Genomic DNA, 17,174 nt, shown 5'->3' with positions numbered 1-17,174 from the left:
TTTATTTGATTAAAGCTTTTCGAATACCAATCAACACAAAGATTAACAACGAATAAATAATAAAGAATGGGGCAATAAAATCAATTCCTCCAAAAAGGAGCATAAGGGCAATAATCAGTAGTTGAAAACCCAATCCGTAGAGCGAAAGTAAAGTCATAAACCAATTTGGAAATGTTTTTACTTTATAGGCTTCAGGATCTAGAAAGTGAATAATTTTATCAAATATGCCGTAAACAATAGTGTAAATTCCAAATAATATATTCACAGCTCGTTGTGTTTCTCCGGGTAAAGCCTTTGGTGTTTTATATTCAAATATTTTACTGGTGCTATCACCGCCCACAGATTTATTTCTCAAAATCACATAGTAATAATTATAAAGCGTTCCCTGTAATTGAATACTAATAAATGCTAAAAATGCTGACCCTATAGGTGTTTTTGAAATGTAGCAAATAGCCATTAAAAAAAGAAAATTTAAGATAAAATCGAACACACTATCGAGATATCTTCCCACGTAAGAAGGTGTGTTTTTCAGTCGGGCTAATTCGCCATCTGCAGCATCAATTCCAGATTTTAAAATAATAAAGAAAGCAGCTGCAAAATAGTGTTCGTTTAGGATACAATAAATAGCAATCAGTCCAGAAATCCCAAACAATAGCGTTACATGAATAGGTGTAAATCGTGTTTCTTTTAGTTGTAAAGCGAAAAATCTCCCAAAAGATCTTCCATAATCAGATAAATCTAGAAATTTGTCTGAAGCGTTAAGTTTTGACATTTAAAGTTAATAAAAAGAACTGTGACAATATAGTCGAAAATATTATTTTGTAAAACGATGCAATGTAAATGTCATTGCTGTTAATAAAAAGAACGCCATAATTTGATGTGCTAATCCTAGCCATAGAGGCACATGGAATAACAGCGTAAAAATTCCTAAAATGAATTGGATAAATACAAAGGCTAATAACGTTTTAACGCCATTATCTTGTGCTTTATCCAAAACAATTTTTCTACTTTTTAGGAATAAATAAATTATTGAAAAAACTACAATATAAGCAAACGTTCGGTGAATAAATTGTACACCGCTTTTTCCTTCTGTAAAGGATAACAATAAATTTGATTGTTCTAATTTTATACTTTCATGGAAAAATTGTCCGTCACTCATTAAAGGCCAATGATTGTGTATTAAACCTGCATTTAAACCTGCAACAAATCCTCCGTAAATAATTTGGATGATTAGAATTACTAAGGCAATTCGAGCGATTTTTCTTAATTCTAATACAGGTAATTTTCGTTCAGGGTAAATTAAATCTAATGCTACCCAGAGTGTATAGGCGAACGTAATGAAAGCAAATGTAAGGTGAATTGCTAATCTAAAGTGACTCACATCGGGCATGTCTTTTAAACCGCTAGCTACCATGAACCAACCTAAAAATCCTTGAAAAGCACCCATTCCTAATAAAATGAAACATTTTTTGATCGTTTCGTAGTCTAATTCCTTTTTGATTAAGAAGTAAACAAACGGAACAATGAAAACGATTCCAATGATACGTCCAATAAAACGGTGAAACCATTCCCAGAAGAAGATGAATTTGTAATCGTCTAGTTGGAAATCTTTGTGTTTATTGATTAATTGGTATTCTGGATATTTTTTGTATTCTTCAAATGCTTCCACCCATTTTTCTTCCGACATAGGAGGGAAAGTATCGTTGATTAAATGCCAATCGGTCATGGATAATCCAGAATTGGTTAAACGCGTAATTCCACCCACTGTTACCATAATAAATAACAAAACGCATCCCGAAAGTAGCCAGTAAATAACGGATCTATTAGTTTTCATATTTTTTGATATTCAAAAAGCACCTCAAATTTACACAATGCGCATTTGAAAAGTGCTTTAACAGATTATAATTTTTATACCTTTTTCAATCCCATTTTTGAAGCTTTGTTTAAGACAAAATCTTTTGCCGCTTGATACTCATTTGGAATTTCACCTTCTAAAATGGCTTCTTTAACCGCTTCTTTTAAAACGCCAATTTCTCTGCAAGGTTTTAAACCGAATAGTTCCATGATTTCTTCACCCGAAATAGGAGGTTGGAAAACACGAACTCGGTCTTTCTCTTCTACTTCTACAATCTTTTCTTTTACGATGTCGAAATTCTTGTGGTATTTCTGAAATTTCTTTGGATTTTTTGTTGTGATATCGGCTTTACATAAGGTCATCAAACTATCAATATCTTCTCCTGCATCAAAAACCAAACGACGAACGGCACTATCTGTAACAATATCTTCCGCAATTACAATTGGACGCGAACTCATCATCACCATTTTTTGCACGAATTTCATCTTATGATTCAAAGGCATGTGCAAACGTTCAAATATTTTTTTGACCATTTTACCACCTAAAAATTCATGTCCATGGAAGGTCCAACCTTGTTTTTTGTTGAATCTTTTGGTTGGTGCTTTGCCAATATCATGTAACAGTGCGGCCCAACGCAACCAAACGTCATCCGTATTTGGACAAATATTATCTACCACTTCTAAGGTGTGATAAAAATTGTTTTTGTGTGTGTGACCTTCAACTTCTTCGACGTTATTTAATGCAGTTAATTCAGGTAGAATGATATCTAACAAACCCGTTTGGTACAAATGTAAAAAACCAATTGAAGGTTTATCCGAAGCTAAAATTTTATGCAATTCATCTACAATACGTTCACCTGAAATGATGTGGATTCGGTCTTTGTTTTTAGAAATCGCTTCAAGGGATTCCGATTCAATTTCAAAATTCAATTGGGTTGCAAAACGAATGGCCCGCATCATACGCAACGGATCATCAGAATAGGTAATGTCTGGATTTAAAGGTGTTTTGATGATTTTATTTTTTAAATCTTCCACACCATTAAATGGATCTACCAAGTCCCCAAAATTTTCAGAAGTTAATGAAAAAGCTAACGCATTAATTGTGAAATCTCTTCGCTCTTGGTCGTCTTTTAACGTTCCGTTTTCAACTTGTGGATTTCGGCTATCATGTGTATACGATTCTTTTCGAGCACCCACAAATTCCACATCGATATCATCGTAGCGTAACATTGCCGTCCCATAGTTTTTAAAAATTTGCACTTTTGGATGGAACGGAATTAATTCGGAAACTTTTAAAGCTAATTCGATTCCGCTACCCACCGCAACGATATCGATGTCTTTTTTATGGTCTCTGTTTAATAAAATATCGCGTACAAAACCACCAATCACATAGCATTCTAAGTCCAGTTCTAGTGCTGCTTTTGATATGATTTTGAAGATGTTATGTTCTAAATGTTGTTTGTAATTCATTTTTTAATTAGTCAATTTGACAATTAGTCAATGTGCCAATAATTTAGCAAACAACATCTTTGGCTGATTGACAAATCGAAATATTGGCACATTTTATTTGCGAATCACTTTTACTTGGCTATCTAAACCTAATTTGATTATTGTAGAAGGATTTTTGCAAACTTTATCGTGGTGCAAATTTACTACATAGTCAACACCTTTTATAATTTCGGGACTAATTTCTTTGAAAGTTTTTGGCGTAGGTTCGCCTGATATATTGGCTGAGGTAGAAACTAATGGTTTTTTCATGCGTTCCATTAGTTTGAAACAGAAAGGTTCTGTAACTATTCGAACGCCTAACGTGTTGTCTTCAGCTACTATGTTTTTCGCAACATTTCTAGGATTGTCTAAGATTAAAGTCGTTGGTTTCTCTGATAAATCTAAAATTTGCCAAGCTACCTCAGGAATTTCTTTAAAAACATTGTACATCATGCGCTCGCCATTTAGTAAAACAATCATGCTTTTGGTTTCTTCACGTTGTTTTAAAGCGTAGATTTTTTTTACCGCTTCTTCGTTTGTAGCATCGCAGCCAATTCCCCAAACGGTATCGGTTGGATACAAGATAATGCCTCCGCTTTTAATAACTTCGAATGCGTTGTGTATTTCAGTATTGATGTCCAAAATAATCTAATTTAAATTATGAAAACTGTTTTTGTTTTAAGGAGTCCGATACATGAGCTCCTTTTAATAAAATTTTGAATAATTTCCAGTATTTAGGTTTCACTAAAGAAGAAAATAGGTATTTAATTTGAAAAAATGTTAATAATACTTTGAACTTTAAATAACCGTCATGCTTTCTAATAACATATAATTGTGAAAGTTTAAGCTCTGTTTTTATCGCTATTGATTTTGGTGTGCTTGCTCCATGATAATGAATAAATTCGGCCTCAGGAATTAAATAAGCGTGTTTGTTCAGTTTGTTAATTCTTTTACACAAATCAGTTTCTTCGTGATAGAGAAAAATAGTAGTATCAAACCCCCCTGCTTTCCAAAAATCGTTTGTTCTCACCATCATAAAACTTCCAGAAACAAATTGTCCTTTCTGATGTGTAGTGTAGTTTTTTTTACGATTGGGATACTTGTTTGGATTTATTTTTTCTAACATGGATCTGCCTAAAAATTCTTTTGAAAGCGATGTAAAGTGATCCAGTGTTGGTAAAATAGAACCGTCTTCTTTGTAGGCTTTTGGTCCACAAATACCATAATTTTCATTTGATTCCATCGCTTTAAATAAAAGCGATAAACAATCGTTCATGAAAATGGAGTCGTTATTGACAAATGCTAAATATTTTGAGTTTGCTACTTGAGCTCCAATCATATTTCCACCTCCAAAACCAGTGTTAATTTTACTTTTTACTAATTTTAAAGAATCTTTATTTTGTTGGTTTACAAATGTTTCAACTAAATTTAAATCATCAATCTCCGAATTATTATCAACTACAATAATTTCGTAATCAAGATCTTTTGCGGTTTTATCCCAAATACTTTTGATGCAATCTATTGTATATTTTGCAGAATTGTAATTGATTAAAATAACGGCTATTGTATTCATTATAAATATTGATTTATTCCTTTCTCGATAAAAGTAATTTTCTTTTCGGTTGTTTCTCTTTCAATAATTTGGTTTACCTCGATATGACTTTTATCTTGCTCTTTGTGATAAATGTGATAGGCGATCCCAACATTCTTCAATCTTTTGCCTTTAATTCCTATGTTATGAAGCCTTTGAATCATTTCAGAATCGTCAATGCCCCAGCCGACTAAACCTTCATTAAAGCCATTAATTTTTATGAAATCTTCTCTCCAAAACGACATATTGCAACCTCTAAGTTTAGATGAGCGCTCATCGTGAAGTTTTGCAGAATTCATAAAATATGGAATACGTAATGTCCTTCCTCTTTTTTTTATTCCTTTTGAAAAGAAGTTAAAAGAGGTTTTTTTGTCCTTAAAAATAGTCTCTAAAATGGATTTTTGAATATTCACTCTTGAGCCAAACAAATAAACTCCTTTTTCGGCGTAGTTTAAATGATCTTCTACGAAATTAGGGTGCATGATGATGTCGCCATCAATTTCAATAATATAATCGTATTTGGCTTTTGCGATAGCCTTATTCATTATTTTTGGTTTTTGGTTGCCATTGTCTTCATGCCAGATATGAATTAAAGGGACCGGGAAATTTTGTTGAAATTTTTTAATTAATTCTGTCGTTTCAGGTTTAGAACCATCATCTGCAATAATGACTTCGTTTGGCAATACAGTTTGGTTTTTTATACTCAAAAGTAGTAGTTCAAGCGCATTTGGCCAATTATAGGTAGGAGTAACAAGAGAACATTCAATCATTTGAATTGGATTTGTTTTGGGTAAAATTATGAAAAAAATAACAATACTAAAATTTTAGTATATTTGGAAGCTATTTAAACAAACAAATTTATATTTATGATAGATTATAAAGATAAGCCCTCAGGATATTATGATAATGCAAGATTGGAAATGTTAAAATATTTGCCGGAAAATGCAACTAGAATATTAGATGTTGGATGTGGAAGAGGTGTCTTAGCAGAACTTATTAAAAATAAAAATAAAGCCGAAGTTTGGGGAATTGAGTTGATGGAGAGTGAAGGATTAGAGGCTACACCTAAATTAGATAAGGTTTTTATTGGTCCTTGTGAAAACTTTATAGATAATTTACCTGATAATTATTTTGATGTTATTTATTTTAACGATGTACTGGAGCATTTGGTAGACCCTCATAATGTTTTAGAACGTATCAAACAAAAATTATCGCCTGATGGTGTAATTGTAAGTTCTATTCCAAATGTTCGATTTTACAAAACATTTGCAAGGGTTGTTTTTGGTAAAGATTGGAAATATGATGATTTTGGGGTTATGGATAAAACACATCTACGATTTTTTACAAGTAAAACTATAAAACGTATGTATGAAGATTTAGGATATAAAATTCAACTTCATGAGCCATTGAATGTAACAAGATCTTTAAAACCTCTTTTATTTAATGTTTTGGTTCTTTTTACACAGATGGATATTAGATATTTACAATATGCTACTGTTGTTTCTGTAAAGCGTTAATAATGAGTAATTTTGTAACTAGTGCCCAATTTCAATCGCTAAAAAACGAAATCCTTGAAAACATTCGTAACTTCAAAACAAGAGGAGATGTTTTTATTGAGGGAAATAGAAATGTCATTCGCCTTTTTAAGATTGATAACACACTTCTTAATATAAAATCTTTCAAAAATCCGAATTTTATAAATAAAATCGTTTATCGCTATTTTAGAAAATCTAAAGCAAGACGTTCCTTTGAATATGCGTCAAAATTAATGAATTTGGGAATTGGAACTCCTAATCCCATAGCATATTATGAGAATTTTGATTTTTTAGGATTGAGGGATAGTTTTTATGTATGTGAACATCTTGAAGATGTATTTGAATTTAGAGCTTTGGTTCAAAGATTAGATATAGCGAATAGAGATGAAATTATTAGACAATTTATCCAGTTCTCATTTAAAATGCATGAAAGTGGCGTGGAATTTTTAGATCATTCACCAGGAAATACACTTATTAAAAATAATAATGATGGCTCTTACTCTTTTTATCTTGTAGATTTAAATCGTATGAAGTTTCATGAAAAAATGGATTTTCAAAGTCGAATGAAAAACTTATCGCGTCTTACACCTCAGAAGGAAATGATTGTTATAATGGCTAGCGAATATGCTAAACTTTCTGGTGAAGCAGAGGATGTCGTTTTTGATGCTATGTGGCAATTTACTTCTGATTTTCAATTTCGTTTTCATCGAAAAAAGAATATAAAAAAGAAATTAAAATTCTGGAAAAAGTAATCCAATAATTTATTATCCAAAACACTTATCGGTTGTCATTTTTGCTACAATCAAAAAAATAAAATCATCCAAATAAAAAAGGGAATTAACAATTATAAAATGAAAGCTTCAGTAATATTTAGTACTTATAATGCGGTCGAATGGTTAGAGAAAGTGATTATCGGTTTTGATAATCAAACTGAGCGCGATTTTGAAATCGTAATTGCTGATGATGGTTCGGACGAAAAAACCAAAGCTAAAATTGATAGCTTGCGAACACAAATTAATATCCCAATTAAGCACGTTTGGCAAGAAGATGACGGCTTTCAAAAAACAAAAATTCTAAACAAAGCAATTCTAGCTTCAGCTGCAGATTATCTAATTTTTACGGATGGAGATTGTATTCCGAGAAAAGATTTTGTAGCCACTCATTTGAAATATAGAGAAGCGAATTGTTTTTTATCTGGAGGTTATTTTAAACTTTCGATGGCAACTTCAAAAGCTATTACACCTGAAAATATTAAAAATCAAGATTGTTTTTCGATATCCTGGTTGTTAAAGAATCATATGAAGTTCAATTTGAAATTCATAAAGCTATTATCATCTAAATTGATTACTTCAATCTTAAATATGGTAACGCCCACAACGCCCTCTTGGAACGGACATAATGCTTCGGCTTATAAATCGGATTTAGTAAAAGTAAATGGATTTAATAATGATATGAAATACGGCGGAGAAGACAGAGAGCTAGGGGAACGTTTGATTAATTCAGGATTAAAATCCAAACAAATTCGCTACTTTGCTATTTGTGTTCACTTGGATCACGCTCGTGGTTATGTTTCTGAAGAAGTTTGGAAAAAGAACAACGAAATACGAGAAAATACCCAAAAAAATAAGGTTACTTTTACTCCTAACGGAATCTCAAATGTTAGTTATTCTGAATAAATTGTAGCAGTTGGTCTTCGAATAAATCAGGCGTAAATTCTTGATAAAAACGCAATGCTTCATTTTTAAATTCAAAAGCATATTTTCCTTTGTATATTTCTGGTTTGAAATCTTGTAAATGAACTGAAACATTTGTTGCGCTATTTTCAAAAGAATTCCATGCTTCTTTAATGATCCATGTAGAGAAAATGGTAAACGTAGGTATATCAATTGCTTTGGCCATATTCACAGCACCACCTTCGTTGCCAATCAAAGCATTACAATGATATGTAATCGATAAAAAATCTCGAATACTTCCAGGAACAATCTCAATTTTAGAATTATTTTGAGTTGATGGAGTACATAAAGCTACAATTTCTTTAACGGTATCGTATTGTTTTGGAATGTAGTTAAAAAGAAGTGTTGCATCTGTTTTAGCCACAATGAAATCCAATACTTTTGCCATGTATTCTTTGGGATATGTTTTTTTGACTTCACTTCCCACAATGGAAATCATGAATATTTTTTTGGAAAAATCTATATTGTTTTGAAGTAAAACCTCTTTTCCATTTTGGATTTCTTTCTCCGTTAAAAATATTTTAGGTTTATTGTCTAAGGCAATTTTTGGCTGTAAAGGACTCAGAAGATTTAAACGATTGTCAATTGCAGCTCCAGCTTCTGATGTTGCACTGTAATTTTCAATAACCGTGTCGGTAAATAAAAATGAAGATCTTTTTTTGTACAAACCAATTTTCTTATCAGCACCCGAAAAAAGCACCATAAGATTACTTTCTATTTTTCCGTAGACGTCAATGACAATATCATACTTTCGTTTTCTGATTTGAAGTAGGAACTTGAAAAAATCCCATTTACTTTGTCTGTACTTCTCTTCAAAAATCAGGATTTCATTGATGTTTGGGTTGTTTTCGATAACAGGAATCGTGTGCTTGTAAACCATATAATCCACATTAGCATCAGGATACATTTTTTTTAGATTATTGCAAATGATTGAAGATGCTAGAACATCTCCAATCATTTTTTGCTGTATTACTAATATCTTCATGAATGTGGCATCAATAATGATTAAACGGCTACGTTATATTCTCTCAACGCATCATTCAACGAAGTCTTCAAATCAGTTGAAGGTTTTCTTTGTCCAATAATAATAGCACAAGGCACTTGATAATCACCCGCTGGGAATTTTTTCGTATAACTTCCTGGAATTACTACTGAACGCGCTGGTACAACTCCTTTATATTCAATAGGTTCATCACCTGTAACGTCAATGATTTTTGTAGAGCCTGTTAAACATACATTTGCACCTAAAACCGCCTCTTTTCCAACGTGAACACCTTCAACTACGATACATCTGGAACCAATGAATGCACCATCTTCAATAATTACCGGAGCAGCTTGTAAAGGTTCTAAAACTCCACCAATTCCAACACCACCCGATAAGTGAACATGTTTTCCAATCTGTGCACAACTTCCTACGGTTGCCCAAGTGTCTACCATTGTCCCTTCATCAACATAAGCACCAATATTAACATAACTCGGCATTAAAATAACTCCTGACGAAATATAAGCGCCATATCTCGCAACGGCATTTGGAACTACACGAATTCCTTTTTCGGCATAATTGCGTTTCAACAACATTTTATCGTGATATTCAAAAATACCGGATTCCCAGGTTTCCATTTTTTGAATAGGGAAGTACATCACCACTGCTTTTTTAACCCATTCGTTCACTTGCCAACCATTAGCTAATGGTTCGGCCACACGAATTTTTCCGCTATCTAACAATTCAATAACTTCTCTGATTGCTTTTTGTGTCGTCTCCTCTTGTAATAAAGCACGATTTTCCCATGCTTGTTCTATTGTTGTTTGTAAATTGGTCATAATGCTAAATTTTGTTGTGCAAATATAGTGTTTTATGAATTTTGGAATTCTTTTTGATATAAGAAATAAGACGTAAATTTACATTAATCACAAAAAAGCAAACAACATGAAAAAAAGTTTTCTATTTCTAATTATGATAGCTTTTAGTTTTATTTCTTGTAAAAAAGAAGCAGGACAAGAGACAGAAGTAAAAACAGCAGCAGATAAAACCGCTGTTCAAGTTGAGGGACATAATGCCAAAAGCAGTTTAGATTACCAAGGAATTTATCAAGGAAATCTACCTTGTGCCGATTGCGAATCTATTGAAACTAAAATTTCATTAACCCAAGATTCGTATATCAAGGAAACGGTTTACAAAGAAAAATCGAGTAAAGTGTTCAAAGAAACTGGAAAATTTACTTGGAATGAAGCTGGAACTACCATTACACTTTTGAGTTCATCTGCACCAAATCAATATTTTGTTGGTGAAAATGTTTTGTTTCATTTGGATGCTGATGGAAAACGTATTAAAGGTAATTTGGCTTCAAAATACCAATTGTCGAGAATTGAAATATCAGAACCAATAGGTTCTGTTCAAAAAGAAGAAACAAAAACTAAAGAAGTTGCTAAAGTGGAATTGAAAAATTCCAAATGGCGTTTGGTGAAATTAAATGGTAAAGACGTTCCTATAAGTAAAGATGCCAAAAAAGAACACGGAATTACATTTTATTCAGACGGAAGATTTTCAGCTTTTGCAGGTTGTAATAATATGGCGGGAAGTTATGAATTGCAGGAAGATGTTAGCCGTATTAAATTTTCAAAAGTAGCTTCAACTATGATGGCTTGTGAAGATATGGTAACGGAACAAGAATTCGCTAAAGTTTTAGAAATTGTCGATAATTACAATTTCGATGGTAAAACGCTAAAACTAAATAAAGCTAGAATGGTACCTTTAGCCGAGTTTGAAATTATCAAATAAATGAGCGTATATTTGTTGAAAATAACAAACAATGCGAATTTTAGCCATAGATTACGGAATCAAACGAACTGGAATTGCCGTTACCGATGAAATGCAGATGATAGCTTTTGGGCTAACCACAATTCCATCCGATACAGCGATTACTTTTTTAAAAGACTATTTTTCGAAAGAAAAAGTAGAAAGAGTAATTGTAGGCGAACCTAAGCAAATGGATGGAACACCTTCGCAAAGTGCTGAAATCATCAATGCTTTTGTAGCTAAATTTCATGCCGCTTTTCCAGAGATGCCCGTGGATAGGGTAGACGAACGTTTTACTTCTAAAATGGCATTTCAAACGATGATAGATAGCGGGTTAAAAAAGAAACAACGTCAAAACAAGGCACTAGTAGACGAAATTGCCGCAACAATTATGCTCCAGGACTATTTACATTATAAAAAATAATAGTATTTTTATATTTCAATTTTACTACTGAATGAAACATCAATTAGACGCAAAAGATCAAGCTATTTTAGAAATTTTACAACAAGATTCAAGAATTTCGGTCAAAGATATTGGCGAACGTGTTGGGCTTTCCTTTACTCCAACATATGAAAGAATCAAAAATTTAGAAAAAAATCAAGTAATTACAAAGTACGTAGCTCTAGTTGATCGATTTAAAATTGGGGTGCAAATAGTTGTTTATTGTAATGTTACCTTGAAAGAACAATCAAAAGAAGCCCTTGATGCTTTTGAACAAACTATTGTAGCCATACCTCAGGTTCAAGAAGTTATTAGTTTGTCTGGGAATTATGATTACATGCTCAAAATCATTGCAGAGGACATTACATCATACAATGATTTTGTGGTAAATGTAATTTCAAATATTCCAAATATTGGACAATATCATAGCAGTATTGTTCTTAACGAGACAAAAAAGGAAACGGCTTATATGTTACCAAAAGGGGACTAGTTAAATTTGGAAATTACTTTTTTAAATGCATCTTCAATCAAATCATTTCTTAGATTTCCTATACTACCTTCATGAGTATGGTCAAGATCATAATTTGGTATAAATGTATTGTTTTCAATTGCTAATCCAATGTTTTTATAAGCATCTCTAAATGCTATTCCCTCTAATACTTGTTGGTTCACACTTTCTACACTAAACATGTAGTTGTACTTAACATCTTTCACGATCTCTTTTTTAATCTCAATATGTTCTAACATGAAATGCAACATTTCAAGGCATTCTTTTAATGATTGTATTGCTGGAAATAAAGCTTCTTTTGTCAGTTGTACATCTCTGTGATAACCTGAAGGGAGATTATTGGTCAATAAAATCAATTCGTTAGGTAAAGCTTGAATTCGATTACAACGTGCTCTCATAATTTCAAAAACATCTGGATTTTTCTTATGCGGCATGATACTACTGCCTGTAGTTAACGAATCGGGAAAAGAAATGAATCCAAAATTTTGATTTAGATACAAACACATGTCGTAGGACAATTTACTTAAAGTTCCTGCCAAACCTGCCATCGCCATCGCCATCACTTTTTCTGATTTTCCTCTGGTCATTTGCGCATAAACCGAATTTACATTTAATGTTTCAAATTTTAACAATTCAGTTGTCAACATTCTATTAAGGGGAAATGAGGTTCCATATCCAGCCCCTGAACCCAATGGGTTTTTATTGATAATGTTATAACTTGCCAATAGCAATTCTAGGTCATCTACGAGACTTTCGGCATAAGCACCAAACCACAATCCAAACGAAGATGGCATGGCAATTTGCAAATGAGTATAACCCGGAAGTAATACCTCTTTATGCTGGTTACTGAGTTGAATTAAGGATGAAAAAACAACTTCCGTAAGTGATTTGATTTCTAAAATTTCTGCTTTTAAGTATAATTTTAAATCTGTTAAAACTTGATCATTTCTCGAGCGACCGCTGTGAATTTTTTTTCCAATAGCACCAATTCTTTGAATTAACAAATGCTCTACTTGCGAATGTACATCTTCAATTCCAGGTTCGATTTCAAATTGATTTTGCTCGATTTCTCCTAAAATCTTTTGAAGTTCGATTTCTAGCAATAGCCATTCCTCAGTTTTCAATAAATTGATGGAATACAACATTTCGCAATGTGCTAATGAACCCAAAACATCGTGTTTTGCTAACGCATAGTCAAACTGGACATCATTTCCAACCGTAAATTTTTCTACTATTTTAGTATGAAGTGTATTGTTACTTGCTGCTTTTTGCCATATTTTTTCTGCCATAACTATAAGATTTGGGTTAAAACGGAATTGTAAATTTGAATTGCTTCTTTAATTTCTTGTATATAAATAAATTCATCACTACTATGCGAACGCGTTGACAATCCTGGTCCCATTTTTAAAGAGGGACAAGGAATTACCGCTTGATCGGAAGAAGTTGGTGAACCATAATAGGTTCGTCCCATTTTCAAACCCGCTTGAACAAAAGGATGCGATAATGGAATTGAAGATGAATTCAGTCGTAGGGAACGTGGTGTAACTTTACTTCTTATATTTTGTTGTATAATATCGAAGATTTCAGTATTGGAATACATTTCGGTAGTTCTAACATCAACTGTAAACTGGCACGAATCGGGAACTACATTGTGTTGCGAACCGCTATTGATGATGGTTACTGTCATTTTTACTTCGCCCAACAAATCGGAAACTTTATCGAATTTATAGGTGTTGAACCATTGGATATCATCCAGAGCATTCAAAATGGCATTGTCATGATTCGGGTGTGCAGCATGCGAGGAAGTTCCTTTTGCGACACAATCTAGAACCAATAATCCTTTTTCGGCAATAGCTAAGTTCATTTCTGTAGGTTCGCCTACAATAGCAAAATCGATTGGGCCTAATTTCTTGAATATCGATTCTATTCCATTAACACCAGAAATTTCTTCTTCAGCCGTGGCTGCTAAAACGAAATTGTATTTTAGATTTTCTTGGTTATAAAAATAAAGGAATGTTGCGATTAAACTCACCAAACAACCACCGGCATCGTTACTTCCCAAGCCATACAATTTGCCGTCTTTTTCAATAGCTTCAAATGGATTTAAGGTGTAACTAGCATTAGGTTTTACTGTATCGTGATGTGAATTTAACAGAATTGTCGGTTTTGAGGCATCATAAAATTGATTGAATGCCCAAATATTATTCATTTCACGATTCGTTGGGATGTTATTTGTTGCAAAGAATTTTTCAATGCAATCCGCTGTTTTGTCTTCACTTTTACTGAAAGAAGGAATTGAAATTAATGTCTTCAATAATTCGTAAGCGGATTCAAAAAGATGATGTAATTCTTGTTCCTTCATAGGTCTTATTTTTTATGAAATTTGTGAAGTTTTCGGCTGATGTTATTCCCACATCTTCAACACCATTTGCCAAAGCATCAAACGCATTTTTAATTTTTGGTACCATTCCTTTGTTGATGATGCCTTCTTCTTTTAATTTTTGAAAGGTTTCTAAATTCAAGTTTTTAATAACCGAATTATTATCTTCAGGATTAAATAATACCCCTTTTTTCTCAAAGCAATAAGTTAATTTTACTTGAAATGTCGTCGCTAAAGCCGAACCCAAAACACTTGCAATGGTATCGGCATTTGTATTAAGTAATTGCCCTTGATTGTCGTGAGTAATAGCACAAATTACGGGTGTTAATCCATTTTCAAGTAATAACTTTAGGAAATTAGAATTCACATTTTCAATTGAAAGATCACCTACAAATCCGTAATCGATTTTCTCATCAATTCTTTTTGTTGCCGTAATTAAATTTCCATCCGCCCCTGATAATCCAATACTATTAAGGGTATGCTTTTGAAGTTTTGCAACAATATTTTTGTTGATGTAACCTGCATAAACCATTGTGGCAATTTTTAAAGTCTCTGCATCTGTAACTCTTCTTCCTTCTATCAATTGTTGCGGTATGTTGAGTCTTGTAGCTAAATCCGTTGCTAATTTTCCTCCGCCATGTACGAGAATAAACGGTTCGTTTAAAACCGCTAGTGATTTGATGAAATCATTTAATTGCGACTCATCATCTATAACATTACCACCAATTTTGATTACGTTAAGCGTTTTCATTTGATTCTAGTATTTTCTGAAGCACAATTTGTGCGGCATACGTTCTATTATTGGCTTGCTGATAAATTAAAGCGTTTTCGCTATCCAAAACTTCATCACTTACTTCTACATTTCTACGAACGGGCAAACAATGCATAATTTTAGCATTATTCGTAACTTTTAATTTTTCATTGGTTAACATCCAATCGTTAGTTGTCTCTAGAATTTTTCCATATTCTTCAAATGACGACCAGTTTTTGATATATACAAAATCAGCATCTTGTAGCGCTACTTCTTGATTGTATTCAATGGTTGCATGTTGCGTGAATTTTGGGTCCAATTCATATCCTTTTGGATGCGTAATTACAAATTCGCAATCGGTTTTGTTCATCCATTGGGCAAACGAATTTCCAACGGCATGCGGAATCGATTTGATATGAGGTGCCCACGTCAAAACCACTTTTGGTTTCTTGTTCATGGGTTTCTGTTCTTCTATAGTTATACAATCAGCTAAACTTTGTAACGGATGTAAGGTCGCTGATTCTAAAGAAATGAGAGGTACAGTTGCATATTTTTCAAACAACGAAAATACCTTTTCGGAAGTATCTTCTTCTTTATTTGCCAAACCTGCAAAACAACGAATACCAATAATATCGCAATACTGGCTCAAAACCTGAGCCGCATCTTTGATGTGTTCGACTGTTCCGCCATTCATAATAGCACCATCTTCAAATTCCCATGTCCAAGCTTCTTGATTGGCATTTAAAACAATGGTATTTAAACCCAAATTTTGAGCTGCTTTTTGTGTGCTTAATCTTGTTCTTAAACTTGAATTTAGAAAAACCAAGCCCAGTGTCTTTCCTTTACCTAATTCGCTTTTTTGTAAGGGTGTTTTTTTTATTTGGATTGCTTCTTGAATAAATGCATCAAGATTAGCTATATCATCTATAGAGAAAAATCGTTTCATATTCATAAATTGGATTTAGATAGAATTTTAAATGCTTCTATAAAGGCATCTAATTCTGTTTTTGTAATGTTTAAAGCTGGAAGAATTCGCAATGTTTTTGGGCACGATGCATTTCCTGTTAGCATATTGAATTCGCTCAATAATTTGTTTCGTAAAGGTGCACAAGGAACTTTAAGTTCGATGCCAAACATTAAACCTTGATAGCGGATTTCGTGAATCAACGGATCGTCTATCAATGCTTCGTACAAATAGTCTCCTAAATCGGTTGCGTTTTGTAGTAAATTTTCTTTTTCGATGGTTTCCAAAACGGCTAATGAAGCTGCGCAAGCCAAATAGTTACCACCGAAAGTGGTTCCTAACAAACCGTGTTTTGCTTGAAATTTGGGTGAAATTAAAACGCCACCAACAGGAAAACCATTTCCCATCCCTTTTGCAATTGTAATGATATCAGCTTTTACACTGGCATGTTGGTGCGCAAAAAACTTACCCGTTCTTCCATAACCTGATTGAATTTCATCGCAAATGAAAACCGCCTCATGTTCGTCACACAAACTTCTAATTTTCTCTAAGAAGCTTGGTTCCGGAATTTGAACACCGCCTACACCCTGAATTCCTTCAATGATCACAGAAGAAATTTCATGATTTTTAAAAGCTTCTTCTAACGCAGTTGTGTTGTTAAAAGGAACAAAAATAAAGTTATCCGATTCATTCGTAGGAGCAATTATACTTTTGTTGTCAGTTGCCGCAACGGCAGCCGCAGTTCTTCCATGAAAAGCCTTGATGAAGCAAATGTTCTTTTTCTTTTGTGTGTGAAACGAAGCTAGTTTAATTGCGTTCTCGTTCGCTTCGGCACCTGAATTGCACATGAAAAGTGAATAATCTTCATACCCACTAATTTTACCTAATTTTTGTGCAACCTCTTCTTGAATTGGAATTTTAACCGAATTCGAATAAAAACCAATATTGTGTAATTGTTCTGTGACTCTTTGTACGTAAGTAGGATGGCTATGCCCAATTGAAATCACGGCATGACCTCCATATAAATCGAGATATTTTTCGTTTTTATCGTTCCACAAATAACTTCCTTCTGCTTTTACAAAGTTTAGGTCAAATAACGGATATACATCAAATAATTTCATTTTTCTTTTT

The 17,174-nt window shown here is 33.1% G+C and carries 19 protein-coding genes; 6 read left to right on the top strand and 13 right to left on the bottom strand.

Annotated elements, in window-relative coordinates:
- Position 1 precedes the first annotated feature (1 nt).
- The 6 genes from BUE95_RS07360 to BUE95_RS07335 all read right to left on the bottom strand — a co-directional run bounded on the left by BUE95_RS07360 (position 2) and on the right by BUE95_RS07335 (position 5,703).
- Entirely contained in the window at positions 2 to 772 is a 771-nt protein-coding gene (locus BUE95_RS07360) for a CDP-alcohol phosphatidyltransferase family protein (RefSeq protein WP_073582992.1), read from the bottom strand.
- 42 nt (positions 773 to 814) lie between these two features.
- Entirely contained in the window at positions 815 to 1,834 is a 1,020-nt protein-coding gene (locus tag BUE95_RS07355) for a COX15/CtaA family protein (protein ID WP_073582990.1), read from the bottom strand.
- Positions 1,835 to 1,908: 74 nt separating this feature from the next.
- Positions 1,909 to 3,324: a CCA tRNA nucleotidyltransferase gene (locus BUE95_RS07350; RefSeq protein WP_073582988.1), complete on the bottom strand. Its 1,416-nt coding sequence runs from the start codon at positions 3,322 to 3,324 to the stop codon at positions 1,909 to 1,911.
- Between the two features lie 93 nt (positions 3,325 to 3,417).
- Positions 3,418 to 3,984, bottom strand: coding sequence for an L-threonylcarbamoyladenylate synthase (locus BUE95_RS07345; protein ID WP_073582986.1), 567 nt, complete (start codon positions 3,982 to 3,984; stop codon positions 3,418 to 3,420).
- A gap of 16 nt (positions 3,985 to 4,000) precedes the next feature.
- On the bottom strand, positions 4,001 to 4,915 hold the full coding sequence (locus BUE95_RS07340) for a glycosyltransferase family 2 protein (RefSeq protein WP_073582984.1): 915 nt from the start codon (positions 4,913 to 4,915) through the stop codon (positions 4,001 to 4,003).
- On the bottom strand, positions 4,915 to 5,703 hold the full coding sequence (locus tag BUE95_RS07335) for a glycosyltransferase family 2 protein (protein ID WP_073582982.1): 789 nt from the start codon (positions 5,701 to 5,703) through the stop codon (positions 4,915 to 4,917). The genes BUE95_RS07340 and BUE95_RS07335 overlap by 1 nt, the downstream gene beginning before the upstream one ends.
- A 96-nt stretch (positions 5,704 to 5,799) precedes the next feature.
- On the opposite strand from BUE95_RS07335, the gene BUE95_RS07330 reads away from it, so the two are divergent.
- From BUE95_RS07330 to BUE95_RS07320, 3 genes are all read left to right on the top strand, one after another.
- A complete protein-coding gene (locus tag BUE95_RS07330; RefSeq protein WP_073582980.1) occupies positions 5,800 to 6,450 on the top strand; it encodes a class I SAM-dependent methyltransferase in 651 nt (216 codons plus the stop codon).
- A 2-nt stretch (positions 6,451 to 6,452) separates the two neighbouring features.
- Complete coding sequence (locus BUE95_RS07325; RefSeq protein WP_073582978.1) at positions 6,453 to 7,220, top strand: lipopolysaccharide kinase InaA family protein; 768 nt, start codon at positions 6,453 to 6,455, stop codon at positions 7,218 to 7,220.
- A gap of 99 nt (positions 7,221 to 7,319) precedes the next feature.
- Positions 7,320 to 8,144 (top strand): glycosyltransferase family 2 protein, encoded by an 825-nt coding sequence (locus BUE95_RS07320; RefSeq protein WP_073582976.1) that lies wholly within the window; start codon positions 7,320 to 7,322, stop codon positions 8,142 to 8,144.
- Here the strand turns inward: BUE95_RS07320 and BUE95_RS07315 are convergent.
- Together BUE95_RS07315 and BUE95_RS07310 are read right to left on the bottom strand one after the other, a co-directional pair.
- Positions 8,128 to 9,186: a glycosyltransferase family 9 protein gene (locus BUE95_RS07315; RefSeq protein WP_073582974.1), complete on the bottom strand. Its 1,059-nt coding sequence runs from the start codon at positions 9,184 to 9,186 to the stop codon at positions 8,128 to 8,130. The genes BUE95_RS07320 and BUE95_RS07315 overlap by 17 nt on opposite strands.
- A gap of 20 nt (positions 9,187 to 9,206) precedes the next feature.
- Positions 9,207 to 10,022: a 2,3,4,5-tetrahydropyridine-2,6-dicarboxylate N-succinyltransferase gene (locus tag BUE95_RS07310; RefSeq protein WP_073582972.1), complete on the bottom strand. Its 816-nt coding sequence runs from the start codon at positions 10,020 to 10,022 to the stop codon at positions 9,207 to 9,209.
- A gap of 106 nt (positions 10,023 to 10,128) precedes the next feature.
- On the opposite strand from BUE95_RS07310, the gene BUE95_RS07305 reads away from it, so the two are divergent.
- The 3 genes from BUE95_RS07305 to BUE95_RS07295 are packed head-to-tail and all read left to right on the top strand — an operon-like array spanning position 10,129 to position 11,930.
- Positions 10,129 to 10,980, top strand: a complete 852-nt coding sequence (locus BUE95_RS07305) for an META domain-containing protein (RefSeq protein ID WP_084530243.1) — start codon at positions 10,129 to 10,131, stop codon at positions 10,978 to 10,980.
- Positions 10,981 to 11,011: 31 nt separating this feature from the next.
- Positions 11,012 to 11,422: a Holliday junction resolvase RuvX gene (ruvX, locus tag BUE95_RS07300; RefSeq protein ID WP_073582970.1), complete on the top strand. Its 411-nt coding sequence runs from the start codon at positions 11,012 to 11,014 to the stop codon at positions 11,420 to 11,422.
- A 31-nt stretch (positions 11,423 to 11,453) separates the two neighbouring features.
- Complete coding sequence (locus tag BUE95_RS07295; protein WP_073582968.1) at positions 11,454 to 11,930, top strand: Lrp/AsnC family transcriptional regulator; 477 nt, start codon at positions 11,454 to 11,456, stop codon at positions 11,928 to 11,930.
- Here BUE95_RS07295 and argH read toward each other — a convergent pair.
- From argH to BUE95_RS07270, 5 genes are read right to left on the bottom strand one after another with little or no spacing between them, the layout of a single operon-like run.
- The gene (gene argH, locus BUE95_RS07290; protein WP_073582966.1) at positions 11,927 to 13,237 is read right to left on the bottom strand and encodes an argininosuccinate lyase; all 1,311 of its coding nucleotides are present in this window, start codon (positions 13,235 to 13,237) and stop codon (positions 11,927 to 11,929) included. The two genes, BUE95_RS07295 and argH, sit on opposite strands and share 4 nt — an antisense overlap.
- 2 nt (positions 13,238 to 13,239) lie before the next feature.
- The gene (locus BUE95_RS07285; protein ID WP_073582964.1) at positions 13,240 to 14,310 is read right to left on the bottom strand and encodes a M20 family metallo-hydrolase; all 1,071 of its coding nucleotides are present in this window, start codon (positions 14,308 to 14,310) and stop codon (positions 13,240 to 13,242) included.
- Positions 14,279 to 15,079 (bottom strand): acetylglutamate kinase, encoded by an 801-nt coding sequence (gene argB, locus BUE95_RS07280; RefSeq protein WP_073582962.1) that lies wholly within the window; start codon positions 15,077 to 15,079, stop codon positions 14,279 to 14,281. Before argB ends, BUE95_RS07285 begins: the two co-directional genes overlap by 32 nt.
- Positions 15,066 to 16,025, bottom strand: coding sequence for an N-acetylornithine carbamoyltransferase (locus tag BUE95_RS07275; protein WP_073583517.1), 960 nt, complete (start codon positions 16,023 to 16,025; stop codon positions 15,066 to 15,068). The genes argB and BUE95_RS07275 overlap by 14 nt, the downstream gene beginning before the upstream one ends.
- 2 nt (positions 16,026 to 16,027) lie before the next feature.
- On the bottom strand, positions 16,028 to 17,164 hold the full coding sequence (locus BUE95_RS07270) for an aspartate aminotransferase family protein (RefSeq protein ID WP_073582960.1): 1,137 nt from the start codon (positions 17,162 to 17,164) through the stop codon (positions 16,028 to 16,030).
- Positions 17,165 to 17,174: the final 10 nt, after the last annotated feature.

The sequence above is a fragment of the Flavobacterium cucumis genome (assembly GCF_900148835.1).
Taxonomy (GTDB): domain Bacteria; phylum Bacteroidota; class Bacteroidia; order Flavobacteriales; family Flavobacteriaceae; genus Flavobacterium; species Flavobacterium cucumis.
The sequence above is the reverse complement of the archived record's forward strand: the minus strand, read 5'-3'. Positions and strand labels throughout refer to the sequence as shown.

Excerpts from the sequence above, each read along its gene's own strand:
- BUE95_RS07295 (WP_073582968.1), top strand. The coding sequence starts at position 11,454 with ATGAAACATCAATTAGACGCAAAAGATCAAGCTATTTTAGAAATTTTA.
- argH (WP_073582966.1), bottom strand. The coding sequence starts at position 13,237 with ATGGCAGAAAAAATATGGCAAAAAGCAGCAAGTAACAATACACTTCAT.
- BUE95_RS07320 (WP_073582976.1), top strand. The coding sequence starts at position 7,320 with ATGAAAGCTTCAGTAATATTTAGTACTTATAATGCGGTCGAATGGTTA.
- argB (WP_073582962.1), bottom strand. The coding sequence starts at position 15,079 with ATGAAAACGCTTAACGTAATCAAAATTGGTGGTAATGTTATAGATGAT.
- BUE95_RS07335 (WP_073582982.1), bottom strand. The coding sequence starts at position 5,703 with ATGATTGAATGTTCTCTTGTTACTCCTACCTATAATTGGCCAAATGCG.
- BUE95_RS07325 (WP_073582978.1), top strand. The coding sequence starts at position 6,453 with ATGAGTAATTTTGTAACTAGTGCCCAATTTCAATCGCTAAAAAACGAA.
- BUE95_RS07305 (WP_084530243.1), top strand. The coding sequence starts at position 10,129 with ATGAAAAAAAGTTTTCTATTTCTAATTATGATAGCTTTTAGTTTTATT.
- BUE95_RS07355 (WP_073582990.1), bottom strand. The coding sequence starts at position 1,834 with ATGAAAACTAATAGATCCGTTATTTACTGGCTACTTTCGGGATGCGTT.
- BUE95_RS07285 (WP_073582964.1), bottom strand. The coding sequence starts at position 14,310 with ATGAAGGAACAAGAATTACATCATCTTTTTGAATCCGCTTACGAATTA.
- BUE95_RS07360 (WP_073582992.1), bottom strand. The coding sequence starts at position 772 with ATGTCAAAACTTAACGCTTCAGACAAATTTCTAGATTTATCTGATTAT.
- BUE95_RS07315 (WP_073582974.1), bottom strand. The coding sequence starts at position 9,186 with ATGAAGATATTAGTAATACAGCAAAAAATGATTGGAGATGTTCTAGCA.
- BUE95_RS07350 (WP_073582988.1), bottom strand. The coding sequence starts at position 3,324 with ATGAATTACAAACAACATTTAGAACATAACATCTTCAAAATCATATCA.
- BUE95_RS07275 (WP_073583517.1), bottom strand. The coding sequence starts at position 16,025 with ATGAAACGATTTTTCTCTATAGATGATATAGCTAATCTTGATGCATTT.
- BUE95_RS07310 (WP_073582972.1), bottom strand. The coding sequence starts at position 10,022 with ATGACCAATTTACAAACAACAATAGAACAAGCATGGGAAAATCGTGCT.
- BUE95_RS07330 (WP_073582980.1), top strand. The coding sequence starts at position 5,800 with ATGATAGATTATAAAGATAAGCCCTCAGGATATTATGATAATGCAAGA.
- BUE95_RS07340 (WP_073582984.1), bottom strand. The coding sequence starts at position 4,915 with ATGAATACAATAGCCGTTATTTTAATCAATTACAATTCTGCAAAATAT.
- BUE95_RS07270 (WP_073582960.1), bottom strand. The coding sequence starts at position 17,164 with ATGAAATTATTTGATGTATATCCGTTATTTGACCTAAACTTTGTAAAA.
- ruvX (WP_073582970.1), top strand. The coding sequence starts at position 11,012 with ATGCGAATTTTAGCCATAGATTACGGAATCAAACGAACTGGAATTGCC.